The 14607-nt window shown below is 56.3% G+C and carries 9 protein-coding genes, 1 tRNA gene and 1 pseudogene; 7 read left to right on the top strand and 4 right to left on the bottom strand.

The genetic code is table 11. The features are described 5' to 3' along the window. Position 1: 1 nt before the first annotated feature. Entirely contained in the window at positions 2-2365 is a 2364-nt protein-coding gene (locus P8O11_RS11920) for an FAD-dependent oxidoreductase (protein WP_300294456.1), read from the top strand. Continuing rightward, complete coding sequence (locus P8O11_RS11915) at positions 2365-2964, top strand: nucleotidyltransferase family protein (protein WP_300294454.1); 600 nt, start codon at positions 2365-2367, stop codon at positions 2962-2964. Before P8O11_RS11920 ends, P8O11_RS11915 begins: the two co-directional genes overlap by 1 nt. Positions 2965-3512: 548 nt before the next feature. On the opposite strand, the gene P8O11_RS11910 is transcribed toward P8O11_RS11915, so the two are convergent. Then, complete coding sequence (locus P8O11_RS11910; protein ID WP_300294452.1) at positions 3513-6923, bottom strand: Ig-like domain-containing protein; 3411 nt, start codon at positions 6921-6923, stop codon at positions 3513-3515. A gap of 890 nt (positions 6924-7813) precedes the next feature. On the opposite strand from P8O11_RS11910, the gene P8O11_RS11905 reads away from it, so the two are divergent. Next, on the top strand, positions 7814-8545 hold the full coding sequence (locus P8O11_RS11905; protein WP_300294450.1) for a hypothetical protein: 732 nt from the start codon (positions 7814-7816) through the stop codon (positions 8543-8545). An 87-nt stretch (positions 8546-8632) separates the two neighbouring features. Here P8O11_RS11905 and P8O11_RS11900 read toward each other — a convergent pair. After that, a tRNA-Leu gene (locus tag P8O11_RS11900) sits at positions 8633-8716 on the bottom strand. Between the two features lie 64 nt (positions 8717-8780). After that, complete coding sequence (locus P8O11_RS11895) at positions 8781-10040, bottom strand: flavin-dependent oxidoreductase (RefSeq protein WP_300294448.1); 1260 nt, start codon at positions 10038-10040, stop codon at positions 8781-8783. Positions 10041-10163: 123 nt separating this feature from the next. On the opposite strand from P8O11_RS11895, the gene P8O11_RS11890 reads away from it, so the two are divergent. The 3 genes from P8O11_RS11890 to P8O11_RS11880 all read left to right on the top strand — a co-directional run bounded on the left by P8O11_RS11890 (position 10164) and on the right by P8O11_RS11880 (position 12909). Continuing rightward, the gene (locus P8O11_RS11890) at positions 10164-10742 is read left to right on the top strand and encodes a YqaA family protein (protein WP_300294446.1); all 579 of its coding nucleotides are present in this window, start codon (positions 10164-10166) and stop codon (positions 10740-10742) included. Continuing rightward, complete coding sequence (locus P8O11_RS11885; protein ID WP_300294444.1) at positions 10739-11206, top strand: disulfide bond formation protein B; 468 nt, start codon at positions 10739-10741, stop codon at positions 11204-11206. The genes P8O11_RS11890 and P8O11_RS11885 overlap by 4 nt, the downstream gene beginning before the upstream one ends. Positions 11207-11799: 593 nt before the next feature. Continuing rightward, entirely contained in the window at positions 11800-12909 is a 1110-nt protein-coding gene (locus P8O11_RS11880) for a Hint domain-containing protein (RefSeq protein WP_300294442.1), read from the top strand. A 605-nt stretch (positions 12910-13514) separates the two neighbouring features. Here the strand turns inward: P8O11_RS11880 and P8O11_RS11875 are convergent. Continuing rightward, positions 13515-14168, bottom strand: a complete 654-nt coding sequence (locus P8O11_RS11875; protein ID WP_300294440.1) for a GntR family transcriptional regulator — start codon at positions 14166-14168, stop codon at positions 13515-13517. A 140-nt stretch (positions 14169-14308) separates the two neighbouring features. On the opposite strand from P8O11_RS11875, the pseudogene P8O11_RS11870 reads away from it, so the two are divergent. Then, positions 14309-14607: pseudogene (locus tag P8O11_RS11870) on the top strand (ABC transporter substrate-binding protein); the annotation flags it as partial.

The following is a 14607-nucleotide window of genomic DNA, read 5'->3' as shown; positions in this document are numbered from 1 at the left end:
CGTGCTTTATCATCTGACAAAACTCGGCTGGTCCGATGTCATGCTCCTTGAGCGCTCCGAGCTGACTTCGGGCAGTACATGGCACGCAGCTGGTGGCTTTCACACGCTCAACGGCGATACCAACATGGCCGCTCTGCAAGGCTACACCATCCGCCTTTATAAAGAGCTGGAAGAACTCACAGGCCTCTCCTGCGGGCTGCACCATGTCGGCGGCGTGACGCTGGCCGACAATCAGGACCGCTTCGACATGCTTGTTGCCGAGCGCGCCAAGCACCGTTTCATGGGGCTGGAAACAGAGATCGTCGGCCCCGACGAAATCAAGAAAATCGCTCCTGTCACCAATGTCGAAGGCATCATTGGCGGGCTTTACGATCCACTTGATGGACACCTAGACCCCTCAGGCACAACCCACGCCTATGCCAAAGCCGCCCGCATGGGCGGCGCCACGATCGAGACGCACACCATGGTCAAAGAAACCAACCAGCGCCCTGATGGTACATGGGATGTGGTCACCGACAAAGGCACTATCCATGCCGAACATGTGGTCAATGCAGGCGGCCTCTGGGCGCGCGAAGTTGGGGCCATGGCTGGCGTCTATTTCCCCCTGCACCCGATGGAGCACCAGTATATCGTCACTGAAGAGGTGCCCTTGATCCGCGATATGATGGCCGATGGCATCGAGCACCCTCACGTGATGGACCCCGCAGGCGAAAGTTATCTGCGCCAAGAAGGCCGCGGCCTCTGCATCGGCTTTTACGAACAGCCCTGCCGCCCTTGGGCGGTTGACGGAACCAGCTACAACTTTGGCCAAGAGCTTCTTGCTGATGATTTTGACAAGATCGAAGACAGCATCAACTTCGCCTACAAGCGCTTCCCCGATCTGGAAAAAGCGGGGGTTAAGTCCGTGATCCACGGCCCGTTCACCTTTGCCCCTGATGGCAACCCGCTCGTTGGCCCCGTCCCGGGCATGCGCAACTATTGGTCCGCCTGCGGCGTCATGGCCGGCTTTTCACAGGGCGGCGGCGTGGGCCTCATGCTCGCGCAATGGATGGTCGAGGGCGAGTGCGAGCGTGACACCATGGCGATGGATGTGGCGCGCTTTGGGGACTGGATCACCCCGGGCTACACCCTGCCCAAAGTCATCGAAAACTACCAAAAGCGCTTTTCTGTCAGCTATCCAAACGAAGAACTCCCCGCCGCGCGCCCCTTCCGCCAGACGCCCATGTATGACGTCTTTGACGAAATGGGCGCGGTTTGGGGCCAGCAGTTCGGCCTTGAGGTGGTCAACTACTTCGCAACTGGCGATGAGCCGCGCTACGAGACGCCAAGCTTCCGCCGCTCCAACGCCTTTGAGGCCACCGCGCGCGAAGTCAAAGCTGTACGCGAAGCCGTCGGTATCAACGAGACGCATAACTTCGGCAAATACCTGGTGACAGGCCCCAATGCCCGCGCATGGCTTGACCGCGTTATGGCAGGCCGTGTCCCGCAAATCGGCCGCCTGTCGCTCACGCCCATGCTCAGCCACAAAGGCCGCCTAATCGGAGATTTCACCATTTCCTGCCTTGGTGAGGAAGCCTTTCAGCTTACAGCAAGCTATGGCTCGCAAGCCTACCACATGCGCTGGTTTGAACAGAACGAGATGGACGGCGTGACGGTTGAAAACGTCTCAGACAAGCTCACGGGCTTCCAGATCGCAGGGCCAAAGGCGCGCGAGGTGCTCGCTGCCTGCACACGCTCCGACATCTCGACCATGAAGTTCATGGATGTGCGCCACATGACAGTCGGCATGGTCGATTGCCTGGTCCAGCGCGTGAGCTACACGGGCGATCTGGGTTATGAAATCTACTGTGACCCGATGGCCCAACGCGCGCTCTGGCGTACCCTTTGGGAGGCGGGCCAAGACCACGGCATGTTGCCCTTCGGTATGCGCGCAATGATGTCCTTGCGCCTTGATAAGTTCTTCGGCTCATGGCTCAGCGAGTTCTCGCCCGACTATACGGCCGCCGAAACAGGGCTAGACCGCTTCATCAGCTTCAAGAAAAACGCCGATTTTATTGGCCGAGCGGCTGCCGAAGCCGAGCGGGAGGCTGGCCCCGCGCGCAAGCTTTGCGCCTTCGAAGTTGACGCCGACGATGCCGATGTCAACGCCTATGAACCGATCTGGCTGGGCGGCGAGGTTGTCGGCTTTTGCACATCAGGTGGCTATTCTCACCACGCAGGCAAGTCGATTGCGCAGGGGTTTGTGCCCCTTGATCAAGCTCATAACGGTCTGGAGGTCGAAATCGAGATCTTGGGCAAGATGTGCAACGCCCGCCTTATCACCACACCACTCTTTGACGCTGACGGCGCAAGGATGCGCGGCTGATGATCCGCCGCGCGGTCCTTATCCCCGCGGCTGGCGCCTCCTCTCGCATGAGGGGGTGCGACAAACTCTTGGAAGACGTAAACGGCATTCCGTGCCTTGCTCATATGGCAAAAGCGGCCCTCAAAAGCGCAGATCAAGTGATCGTCACCCTGCCCAACGCAGATCATCCGCGCGTAAAATCTCTCACGGGGCTGCATGTTGATATCATGTTTGTCCCGGAACACGCGACAGGCATGTCCGCCTCCTTACGCGTGGCTGCAACAGCCGTCGCTGCGGATGCACTTATGGTCTTGCCTGCTGACATGCCAGATCTCGCCGCACATCTACCCGAGATGTGGCAAGCCTTTCGTGGTCTGCGCGCAGGCGAAATCCTGCGCGCCACCACATCACAGGGGGAAGCAGGCCACCCAGTGATCTTCCCGTCAAATATTTCAGCAGAATTTCAGAGCCTTACAGGCGACATTGGCGCCACACCTATTCTGCAGCAATATGCTTCTCTGGTGCGGCTATATGCTCTGCCACACTCAGTCGCACGCCATGATCTGAACACGCCCGAAGACTGGGCGGCATGGCGGCAAAAATCCAGCGCGGAAGAATAATCTCTTCAATTCCCTGAAATACAATGGTGTCGATCCCGTCACTGATAGACCCTGCGCCGACGCCCGCAAATTCAAGCGCCACAGGCACAGCCAGCTCAGATAAGTCTACAACCCGCACGTTCGCACGTGCTGTGCCGCCCAAGAGATAGCCCGCCCCAAGCCCACCGCGCACATAACTAGGACGAAAAACACCCACATCTTCAATGTCCGGGTGTATCGAGCCATCGCCATAGGCTGGATAGAAGTTTTCAAAATACCCGATCATCTCCAGGCTGCGTCCCTCTGCTCACTGCGTCGCGTTCACGCTAGCGCCCGCTTGCGGCGCGATTGCGGCAAGACTGCGGAATTGGTTACAAAATTTACGCAAATTTCGCCTAATTGGTTAATCCAAGGCAAAGCCCCGAAAGGCCACAGACAGCACATAAAAGACAGGGAGGGCGCACAAAGCACGCCCTCCCCAGCACCCCGATCGTTTGGGGTGCAGCTGCATATTCCAAAATTAATAAAGAGCCGCGCGCCCTGTCAGGCAAAGCGCGCGGCGATACTCGTTACCGAACCAGCAGTTTGGCTTCGTGCTTCTTCAGAGCGCGGCGGGCAGCGGTATAATCCTTAATCCCCTTTTCTATCTTCAGCTCTGGGAAGAGCTGGAAGATTTCGTCGCGCTGCTCTGTTCCGAGCCCGTCGATCACCGACTGACCAGGTTGGAAGCTCTCGGTCCATGCACCGTTGCTCAGCACAACCTCGTGGTTGTCGAACATAAAGTGCACATAGGTGACACCCAGCGTTCCCACTTCATCGACCCCTTTGAGTTCGGTGAGGTGTTTGGCGGCTGCGAGCACTTCTGTCTCCTCAAAGTAAAGCGAGGTACGCTCGTTATTGATCAGGATCCGGTGCTGCGGGCTGACAAGAATGTCATACTCTGGCAGGTTGTTGCCAAGAGCGCCCTTCTGGATGAGGATCGGGCGCAGGTTGGGCGAGCGAGCAAGCTCGTGCCCCGAAAGCGTATTCTGTCCCATCCAACGGATTTCCTGAATGCCGTTGTCACGCGTGATGATCTTGTCACCGACTTGGAGGTCTTCCACAAGGCGCTCGCCCCGCGGTGTCGCAATCGCTGTGCCGGGCGTAAAGCAAGGCACGACGTTTTCGATTTCTTCAAAGACCATCGTAGAGGTGATGTTGCCATCCGCATCGCGGAATTCGACAAACCCGTCTTCACGGTCGGCTGACGTATAGGTCACGTTCAGCGTCCCGCCTGGGTTCTCCGCCTCGGCAGCGCCCGTCAGATCGAGCGTGTCAAAGTCGTTCGGCGTTCCATCCGGACGTACGCCCGCTGGCCCTGAGCCGCCGTCAACAACGTCACCACCGGTGATGTCGATGAAGGTATCCTGCCCTTGGCCACCCAACATCGTGTCAGCACCAGCGCCGCCTGACATGAGGTCGTCACCGACCACACCGTCAAGGAAGTCATCGCCGTCGCCGCCAATCAGCGTGTCGTTGCCGAGTGCGCCAATCGCGGTGTCATCGCCTTCACCGCCAATGATACTGTCGTTACCCGTGCCGCCGATGATGCTGTCATCGCCTGCGCCGCCGTCAACCGTGTCATCACCAGCCCCTGCAACAACGGTGTCGTTGCCTTGGCCTGCAATGACGCTGTCGTTGCCGTCGCCTGCATCCACGAGGTCATCGTCGATACCCGCGTCGATCACATCATTACCAGCGCCGCCGAGAACAGTGTCGTCGTCGTCACCCGTGGTGATGATGTCGTTGCCCGTGCCACCGATCACGCTGTCGCGGTCGTCTTCTGGGTCAGGGTCCACATCGTCGGTCAGAGGTGTGCCGCCTGAGGTGTCGATAACGTCATCTTCCGAGCCGCCGTCGACAGTATCCGCGCCGTCACCACCTGTGATGGTGTCGTTGCCCTGTCCGCCGAGGATGATGTCATTGCCCTCTTGGCCGAAGAGCGAGTCATCGCCCGCTTCGCCGCTAAGGTCGTCATCACCTGTGCCGCCCTGAACATCGTCGTCGCCGTCGCCTGCAAGCACAGTATCAGCACCGTCGCCCGCACGAACGATATCGTCGTTCACATCCTCACCAGGAATAATCTGGTCATTGGCGTCAATAAGGTCGCCATCAGGATCACCCGTGTAACCTGTATCAATCAAATCATCATTGGGCGTGCCCGAAACAATACCCTCTGGCATTGATGGGTCTTGCACCATGACCGTCACCGTCGCGGTGCTCGCGTTGCCCGCAGGGTCCGTGATTGTGTAGTCAAACGTGTCTGTGCCCGTGAAGCCCGTGTCTGGCGTATAGGTCACCGTGCCATCGGCGTTGATCGCAACCGAGCCGTTCAAGGGCTCTGTCGTGCCCGTCACTGTCAGCGCCTCGCCCTCGGGGTCAGAGTCGTTGCCCAGAACCGTGATCACAAGAGGCGTGTCCACATCGGTCGTATCCGCATCATCCGTCGCAACAGGCGGCAGATCACCCTCGCCAACCTGTACGAAAACAACCGCTGAGGAGTAGTTCCCGCCCGCGTCTTCAACCGTGTATTCAAAAGTATCCTGGCCTGTGAATCCGGCACTCGGCGTATAAGTCACTGTGCCGTCTGGGTTTATAACGACGGTACCATTGGCTGGCTCGGACGCATCCACGACTGTAAGAACATCGCCCTCTGGGTCAGTATCATTGCTCAACACGTTGATCACGACAGGCGTGTCTTCATCGGTTGTCGCCATATCGTCCATGGGCGTCGCAGGTGCGTTCGGGCCTGTGTCGCCCACCGTCACAGTCACAGTCGCGGTCGAAATGTTGCCGCCTTCGTCCTCAACGGAGTATTCAAACGTGTCTTCGCCCGTAAAGCCGGCATCGGGCGTGTAGGTCACGGTCCCGTCCGCATTGATCACAACCGAGCCATTCGCTGGCTCCGTTGTGTCTGTCACAGTCAAAGCGTCGCCTTCTGGGTCACTGTCATTGCCCAGAACGTCGATCACAACAGCGGTGTCTTCGTCGGTTTCAGCCGCATCATCCACAAGCATGGCTGGCAGATTGTCCGCAGGGTCTGCAACAGTCACAGTGACAGTCACAGTGCTCAGGTTTCCCTGTCCGTCTGTCACAGTATATTCAAAGCTATCAGTGCCAATAAAGCCTGTGTTCGGGGTATAGGTCACCGTGCCATCGGCGTTAATCATAACCGAACTATTCGCTGGCGCCGTTGTGTCTGTCACAGTCAAAGGGTCACCCTCTGGGTCACTGTCGTTGCCCAAGACGTCTACTACAACAGCTGTGTCCTCATCTGTCAGCGCGCTATCGTCCACCAGAACAGGTGCATCATTGCCATCGGCAGGGCATGTCGAGAAGTGCAAATCAGAGACCATAACAGTCTGTTCACCAACGTTGCCGTTGGCATACTCAATCTCGATCCGCGTGACGGGGCCGGCCACGGAAACAAGAGTTGAGGCTTTAGCATCTTCATAGCCGAAATTCGTGTCACCGTCTGACAAGGTGTTGCCAGTTGCGGTCACATTGGAACCTGTGGTGAACGTCACAGGCAGCTCGTTGCCATCAGGGCCATAGGCGCGAATCGTGACAATGTCTTCGTGAAGGAGCGATGTCGGATCGATATCATTGCCGCCACCGTCAATATCATTGAGGCGGAATGTTACGTTCTGCACGCAATCTTCAAACAAGGCATTTGAGGATGTGAAATCAAGCGTCGTGGTTGATGTGGCATCCACACCGCCTTCGCCGCCTTGACCGGACAGCTTCAGGAAAGACTTGCTGTCAAACGGATCAGTCTCGGCGACATAGCCTGGCGCGTTGAACGTGACGCCAGAGGCCTCTTCGTCCTGTGCATCAAATCCGATGGTGACGTTGATACCGCCGGTGTCGACAGTTTGCGTTGGTTCAACATTGGTGCCAAACGCGCCCAACAAACCCCAATTCAGTACCAGATCAGCCATATCAAAGCCCTCTTTAACAACCTCGGGGAACGCCCCGTCCGCCGATTTTGAACCCCAGGCTCGCGCCTGAAATTCGCTATAAAAATTGCAAAGCCATTTTGGATAGAGGGCGAAAAGACGCCGCAAGTGCCAAGCGCCTTAAGGCACTTGATCAGTTGGCAGCACTCGCCGCATCGTCTGAAAACAAGACTCAGCAGCGCTCTTCGCATCGTCCGATGCTTCGCAGTTCAGCGGTCGCCCCCGTGACCATACTTACTACGCCCCCCAGTTGGGCAAACTCAGTGATAAGGCTATTATGGCTTTGTCGAAAGATAAATTTGTCGGGAAAACAGGCGCATTTCTCCCCCTTCGCCCCTCAGACGTGGGCTTCACAGGTCAGGCCAAAGCCAAAAATTTGCGTATTGTTTCCAAAACCATGTTTTCGAGAATCGCAGACTTTTGCATTGTTTTTCAGAGGAAAAATCGTGTTCAAACCACAAAACGAGCCGAGCGTGAGAAGCTTCAACTGTCAACAATGAAGAAACAATTAACCTTTGGAACATATTCGTGAATTAAATCGAAAGGCGCCCAAAGCCGCCGATTGGATTGATCGCGATTTCGACATGAATGGCGCAAGAGCCTGCGAATTGAACACGCTCCGAAAAAATTGCCACAATCCGAAGGACCGAATCAAACAAAAGAATCATGCAATTTTAAGCAAATCTCACCCGATTCGGCCTCCGCAGCCAGTGCTCTCCTGGTCCAAGCCTTAAGCCGGTCCATCACCTTTCCCCACAGCATGTCATATCAGCCAGTTCAAACAACTGGCCCCAAGCGCAAGAACTTGGCATTAAGATAGAGAGTTTTCGACCCAGCGTGCAGATATGTCAGGCCACGACAAGGAAGCAAGCATGGAACACCTCTATTCCGGACGCGACATCCGCGCCACTTTGCTCTGCCCAAAGACAGAAAGCCCGCGACAAACCCTCTTTGTGACCTTTAGCAATTTTCGGGGCGCGCCATCACTGGAAGATGACGGCTTTGGGCAGGATCTTCTGGAAAAAATGGGAATACCCGCCATACACATTGTCACTGCAGGCAACACTTGGTTTCAAAGTCCAGAGGTCTTTGACCTCGCTAAAACTGTTGTCAAAACGCGCAGCAAGTTCGCCAAAGCCGTCGGCTACGGGTCGAGCATGGGCGGCTACGTTGCCATGATGTTCTCAAACCTTTTGCGCCTTGACGCCACGCTCACCCTTTCACCCCAATATAGCATCCAGCCCGAAAAGGTTCAGGGGGATAGCCGCTGGGCCCATATCGCCAGCGAGCTTGATTTTGTTTTTGATGATATGAACATTGGCATGAGTGCAACCGCCCGCCACAATCTGTTCTATGATCCCTGCACCGCCGACAACATTCATGCGCATCTCTTTGAGAAAAAAGGCGCAAACTGCTTTGCACTCCCTCATTCAGGGCACTCAAGCGCTGGATTTTTGCAACAAGTCGGCATGTTATCAGAGATTGTCGTCGTCGCAGCCAAAGACCCGAGAACAGATTTCAAATCTATTCATCGCATAGCACTAGAGCGCTCGGCGCGATCCGCTCTCTATGCCTTCAATCTGGCACAAGCCAAGCAATCATAGCGCTCAAACGAGACGCGGACCCACGCAAAGCCAGACGCGTGTCTCTACCAATCTTGTGCCTTCTGACAAGGCTCGCTCAATGTGCTGTGGTACCCAAGGCCGGACTCGAACCGGCACGCCTCGCGGCGGGGGATTTTGAATCCCCTGCGTCTACCATTCCGCCACTTGGGCACATTGATTGCCGTTTAGCGCTTTGTTTGCCGCGCGAAAAGTCCAAAATGCATCTAAAGTGAAATCAGCTTGAAACAGACACAAGCGGTCCGCGCGCATTGAGCGCCTCAATATCCATACCCGCCAGCTTCTTATAGGCTCCTGCCGCCTCTTCCAGCTCCACTTGGCTCATCACATCACTGATGCTCTCAAAGCCCTCGGGCGCGCGTTCAGCCACAATATCAAGTACCTTGTCTGGTCCAGCCCCGCGATTGGCGAGCACAAGCGCATTTACTGTCTCACGCCGTATCTCGTCATAGCGCTCCAATGCAGCACCGCCCTGCCCCATGTCGCGCAGCTCTCGCGCCAAAACACGCGCATCAAGGATCGCCTGCGACGCGCCATTGGATCCGATCGGATACATCGCATGGGCTGCATCCCCCAAAAGCGTCATCCGCCCGTGGCTCCAGCGCGGCAATGGGTTGCGGTCGACCATCGGATATTCCCAGACACTCTGCGCCGTGGTGATGATCTCAGGCACATCGAGCCAATCAAACGTCCAGTCAGAAAAAACGCCCAGAAAGTCATCCAAGCGCCCTTCACGGTTCCAGTCCTGTTCGCGCCACACGTAGTCTTCCGCCATGGCCCGGTCCGCAATCCAGTTGATCAGGCAGGTACCGTCCTCAAACTCTTCGATCGGATAGCAGACAAACTTGCAGTCTCGCTTGCCCGCCATCGCCATGGTGCGCCCGCCAAGGAAGCTTGGCCCCCTCGTGACACCGCGCCACATCATAATCCCGCCCCAATGTGCCGCGCCCTCATCAGGGTAAAGCGCCTTTCGCGCCGCAGAGTTGATGCCGTCTGCGGCCACAAAGACACTGCCAGCCGCGCAACCAAGCGTTTCGCCCGTGCTTCGGTCGGCCAGTGTGATTTCAACGCCCGCCGCAGTATCAACCGATCCCGTCACAGCAGCTCCCATCTGGATCACATCAGACCCCGCCCGCTCTATAAGTGCGCGGTACAACAACATCTGCATCCCGCCACGGTGGATCGAATATTGCGGCCAATGATAGCCCGCAAACTCACCTCGTGCCTCGCGCCAGATTTCGCCGCCCTGCGCTGAAAAATACGCCACCTGTTTTGTGCGCAACCCGACCTTGTCAAGCCCTCCTTCAAGCCCAAGCTCAAACAACTCGCGGATCGCATGGGGCTGAACATTGATCCCGACACCCAAGGGGCGAATCTCGCGGACGGCCTCAAATATCTTGAAAGGAATGCCAAGCTGATGCAGCGAAAGCCCGAGAGTCAGCCCGCCAATGCCAGCGCCCGCGATCAAAACAGTCATTATAAATGCCTCCCTACAAATTTTCCCCCATGTTAAAGGACGCCAAAGCCTTGACGCCAGCGCAAAAGCGCGGCCCAATAGGCCAAGGCAGCAAGAATAACAATAAAAACAAAGAGCAGAACAATGTTGCGCAGGCTTTATGACTGGACAATGCGGCTCGCCGAACATCGCCACGCGATGTGGTGGTTGGCCTTCGTGGCATTCATCGAATCCTCGGTGTTTCCCATTCCACCCGATATCCTGATGATCCCGATGACCCTCGCCCGCCCTTCGCGCGCATGGCTCATCGCCTCTGTGGCGCTCACCGCCTCTGTCATTGGCGGGCTCTTGGGCTACGCCATAGGCGCATTGGCCTTTACCGAGCTGGGCCAGCCGATCCTTGAGAGCTTGGGCAAGGGCGATGCCGTCGCCGCCTTCAATGAGCGCTTTAATGATGTCAGCTTTTGGGCCGTGCTCGTCGCAGGCATGACCCCCTTCCCCTACAAAGTCATAACGATCATGTCGGGTTGGGCAGGGATGCCCCTTCTCACCTTTATCGTCACATCTATTCTTGCCCGCGGATTGCGCTTTTTTATCGTGGCATTCCTGCTCTGGAAGTTTGGCGCACCTATTCGTGACTTTATCGAGCGGCGTCTTGGCCTTATGTTCATCCTATTCTGCGCGCTCCTTCTGGGCGGCTTTTATGTGGTGAAATTTTTATGACCTTCTCGCGCCCCAATCTTATCTTGCTTGCTGGTCTCGGATCTGGCGCCATGATGTTGGGCGCGCTCGGCTTTCAACACATTGCAGAGATGCCGCCCTGCAAACTTTGCATCTGGCAGCGCTACCCCCATGTTGTTGCCATCCTGCTCGCCATGATCGGGCTCATAGTCCCAGGTCGGCTCGTGCCGCTCCTCGGCGCGCTCGCCGCGCTCACCACTGCCGCCATTGGCGTGTATCACACTGGCGTCGAGCGCAAGCTCTGGGCTGGCCCCTCAAGCTGTACCTCAAGCGACATCTCAGGGCTCAGTGCACAAGACCTGCTCAACCAGATTATGGCCGCCCCCATCGTGCGCTGCGACGAGGCCCCATGGGAGCTCTTTACCCTGTCTATGGCCAGCTGGAACGCCATCGCCTCCATCGCCCTCACGCTGATCTGGCTGGCTGCGGCAAAGAACAGAGTTTGAGTGCTTGGCCAATGCTTGGCAAGACGGTGGGTTTCACAGCATCTCCAATGACCGCTGCGGGCGGGGAAGCGGACACACGCGCGATGCTGGTGGCACGGCCGAGAGGCGGACAAAGCGACCCTTGTCGGCTCCATCGCCAATGGCCGCTTTTCAGATGTTGCACTGGCGGTAAAATAAAGTGCGGGCGGAAAAGCAGATATTAGCTGCGGAAGCCAAGGAAGTGCTGCGGTCCGTGAAAGCCGACATCCAAGTCTGCTTCAGAACGCGCCTTGGAAGCGGCACCTCGAGTTCGAAAGATGCGGCGTTTTGGGGGGCTTTGGGTCAGACGATCCGGTTTCGGCTTTGTCTTTCCGGGACCAAAGGTGCTTCGCCGACGTGCCTATCATTTGCAGGGCAATCCATCATTAATCTTGCGAGGGCCCTGCAGCGGATCATCATACCCGGCTTGGGAAGGCGACGGTTTGTTTGGAGAAGGTGGCGAACATGTTCTCAACCAAGTTGCTCTGCTTTAGTCGATTAAGTGTTCCTTAAACCTCATACGTTATCTGCTGAAGTGTAAGTCGCGCACACACAAGGCTGGACAACGCAAAACAATGGTCGCCGTAATACGCACAGTCATACGTCTGGGAAACTTCTCGGACGGGATCGCCGATATCGATCCGGACGGGACCGGAAGCGCGGAAAACGCTGCGGCCTTGGTGAGCCAGACCTTTACCGGCGCGACGATGTCGGTCGAGACGATCACCTATTCCGATGGCAACAATGACGGATTCATCGACTTTGACGATACAGTCGGCCCGGGGGGGGACTATATTACGTACGACCTTGGAAGCGGTCCTGTTTCTGAAACCCTCGATCAGGGGGTCTGGTACGACGTCGATATCCTGTTGGGGGACGGTAGCACCTTATCGACCAGTGCCATGATCTTCCAGACGCCCAGTGGTGAGACGTTTCTGAACGAATTCTCGTCGTCACTCGACAATCTCGACATCCAGTCGATCACACCAACGGGCGTCAACAATGCTTTTTTCGGTCGCGATACCACCAGCCGATCTGTTGATAACACGACGGTTTGCTTTGCGGAGGGAACAGAAATCCTGACGCCCGACGGCCCGCGCCCGGTAGAGGATTTCCTGCCCGGGGACGCAGTCCTGACGACCGACGGCACAGCGCGGAAAGTTGTCGCAGTTTTTCGGATGCCGACCAGTCCGACCGGCGCAAGCCTACCTGTCCGCTTTGAAAAAGGTGCGCTGGGTCACAACATGCCAAGCAAGCCCTTGATCGTCACAGCCAACCACCGCATGCTTTGCGCGTCGCGACTCACGCTTAGGATGTTCGACAGTGCGGAGGTCTTCTTTCCCGCAAAACGGTTTGTAGGCCTTCCCGGCGTGGAAAGTTGCAGCGCCTCGACAAAATTGGAATTCTTTCATCTGCAGCTAGAGACCCATTCCGTCATCTGCGCAAACGGGGCTTTAACCGAAAGCTGTCTGCTTGGCCCTGTCGCGGTGCAAAGTCTTCCAAAGGTTCTGCGGACCATGTTTCTGGAACAGGATGTCGGGGCACTGCGGTATCCTGTTCCGGCCGGGCACATGCAAAGGCAATTTCTGCGCAGGCTGGTCAAAAACAGTCGCCCGGTGGTTGAAAGCCAGGCCTGCGAGCAATATTTCAACCTCCTTCACGGACGGACGCTCGCCAAGGTTTGATCTGGAATACTCCAACCCAAAGCTGGCATCGTTTTTCCGTGACAGGTTCCCAGATCGGGAGAGATGCTCCCGGCTGACCCGTCGCCAAGGTTTACCGAGGACCATGCCGAAGAGAACATCCAAAGCGCATCATGCGGCAATCCCTTTGGGCGAGTTGATATTCGTCCCAAGGTACCTGCGGCTCGACAAGGCTGGCTTGGTAATCGAGGAATTAGCCTGTGAAGCTAGGGCGGCTTAGTTCGCGCACCCGACCTCAGGCGCGACTGAAGCCGAGCAGTTGCAGCGAGTGGCCGGTCTGAGGAAGCTACAAAGCAGCGCTTATTCCTAATTTATGTTTTGCGCAAAATTTGAGTTACATGCTTTTTTCAACTCGAGGCGAATGGCAGCTAACTGTGCTGCGAAAGCAGCATGCAGGAACAATGCTGAGGCGACTTTGGGCCGTGATCACCAGGTCAATTTTGCTTCTTTTCCGAAACCGAACTTTTGCTGCGGTACAGAAATTTGGTAGATTGGGCTCAAACCAGCCCTTCGCCGCGGTTGCGACAATGGCGGCTTGCTCAAATTTTCGACAAATGGCCTTTTGGGGTTCTTCAAGATCAGAGGAATCAAGCGGTCTTTTTCAGAACGGCCATCAGCTGTTGAAACTTCTCACCTTGGACGGTCACATGTTTCCTCAGAGTATTACTGGCCAATTCTCCATTTCCCGAACGTATGGCATCGACTATAGCTTCATGTTCCGCCAATGATTGGGCCATGCGGCCCCTGAAACGAAGCTGCACCCTCCGATAGGGTTTTAGGCGATTTTGGAGACGCAGCGCTTCGTTTTGAAGAAAGGCATTGGTGGCACCACGATATATTTCCTGATGAAATCGTTCGTTTTCATCATAATAGCCCGACGCGTCTTCTCGATTGACTGCCGCTTTACACCGCTCATTTGCTTCCGACAAACGTTCTATCCCGTCATCTGTCATGCGCGCGGCAGCAAAGCGTCCGCAAGCCGCTTCCAGCTCAGCCATTGTTTCAAACATCTCCAGCAACTCGACTGGACCAGGTTGCCGAACAAAAACGCCTCTCCGTGGAATCTGTACAGCCATGCCGGACAAGACAAGCCGCTGAAGGGCCTCTCTCACGGGTGTGCGCGAAACTTGATAGTGCGCTGCAAGCTTGATTTCGTCGAGCCTTTGCCCGTCCTCGTACTCACCTTGGAATACAAGCTGTTCAAGTGCTTCTGCGATCTGATCTGCGCGTTTCATTCCCATGTTTTGAGCGTACTATAAGCGCAGACAGGGACGCAAGATAAAACTTTTTGTATACAATATGATTGACAGAGAATTCATTAGCGGTGAAGCTGAGATATCATGTCGCCTTTTTCGTAGCGACAGAACCCAGGGAGGAAACCATGACCAAGAACTTTCTAACGGCCGCCGCCATGGCCGCACTTATGGGCGTTGCTTCTGCCGCGAGCGCCACAGAACTGCGCCTTTCGCACCAGTGGTCCAACAAAGACATTCGCCATCAGGTGGCGCAGATCGTTGCCGACGAGGTTGCAGCCGCCGATGTTGATCTGGAGATCAAGATTTTTGGCTCCAAGTCCCTTTTCAAGCCGCGCGAACAATATCGCCCGCTCAGCCGCGGTCTGTTGGATATGACGGTTCTGCCCCTCAGCTACGCAGGCGGTCAGCAGCCTGCCTTCAACCT

This window comes from Lentibacter sp. (genome assembly GCF_029254145.1).
GTDB lineage: Bacteria > Pseudomonadota > Alphaproteobacteria > Rhodobacterales > Rhodobacteraceae > Lentibacter.
This window is presented reverse-complemented; position numbering and strand designations above follow the sequence as displayed.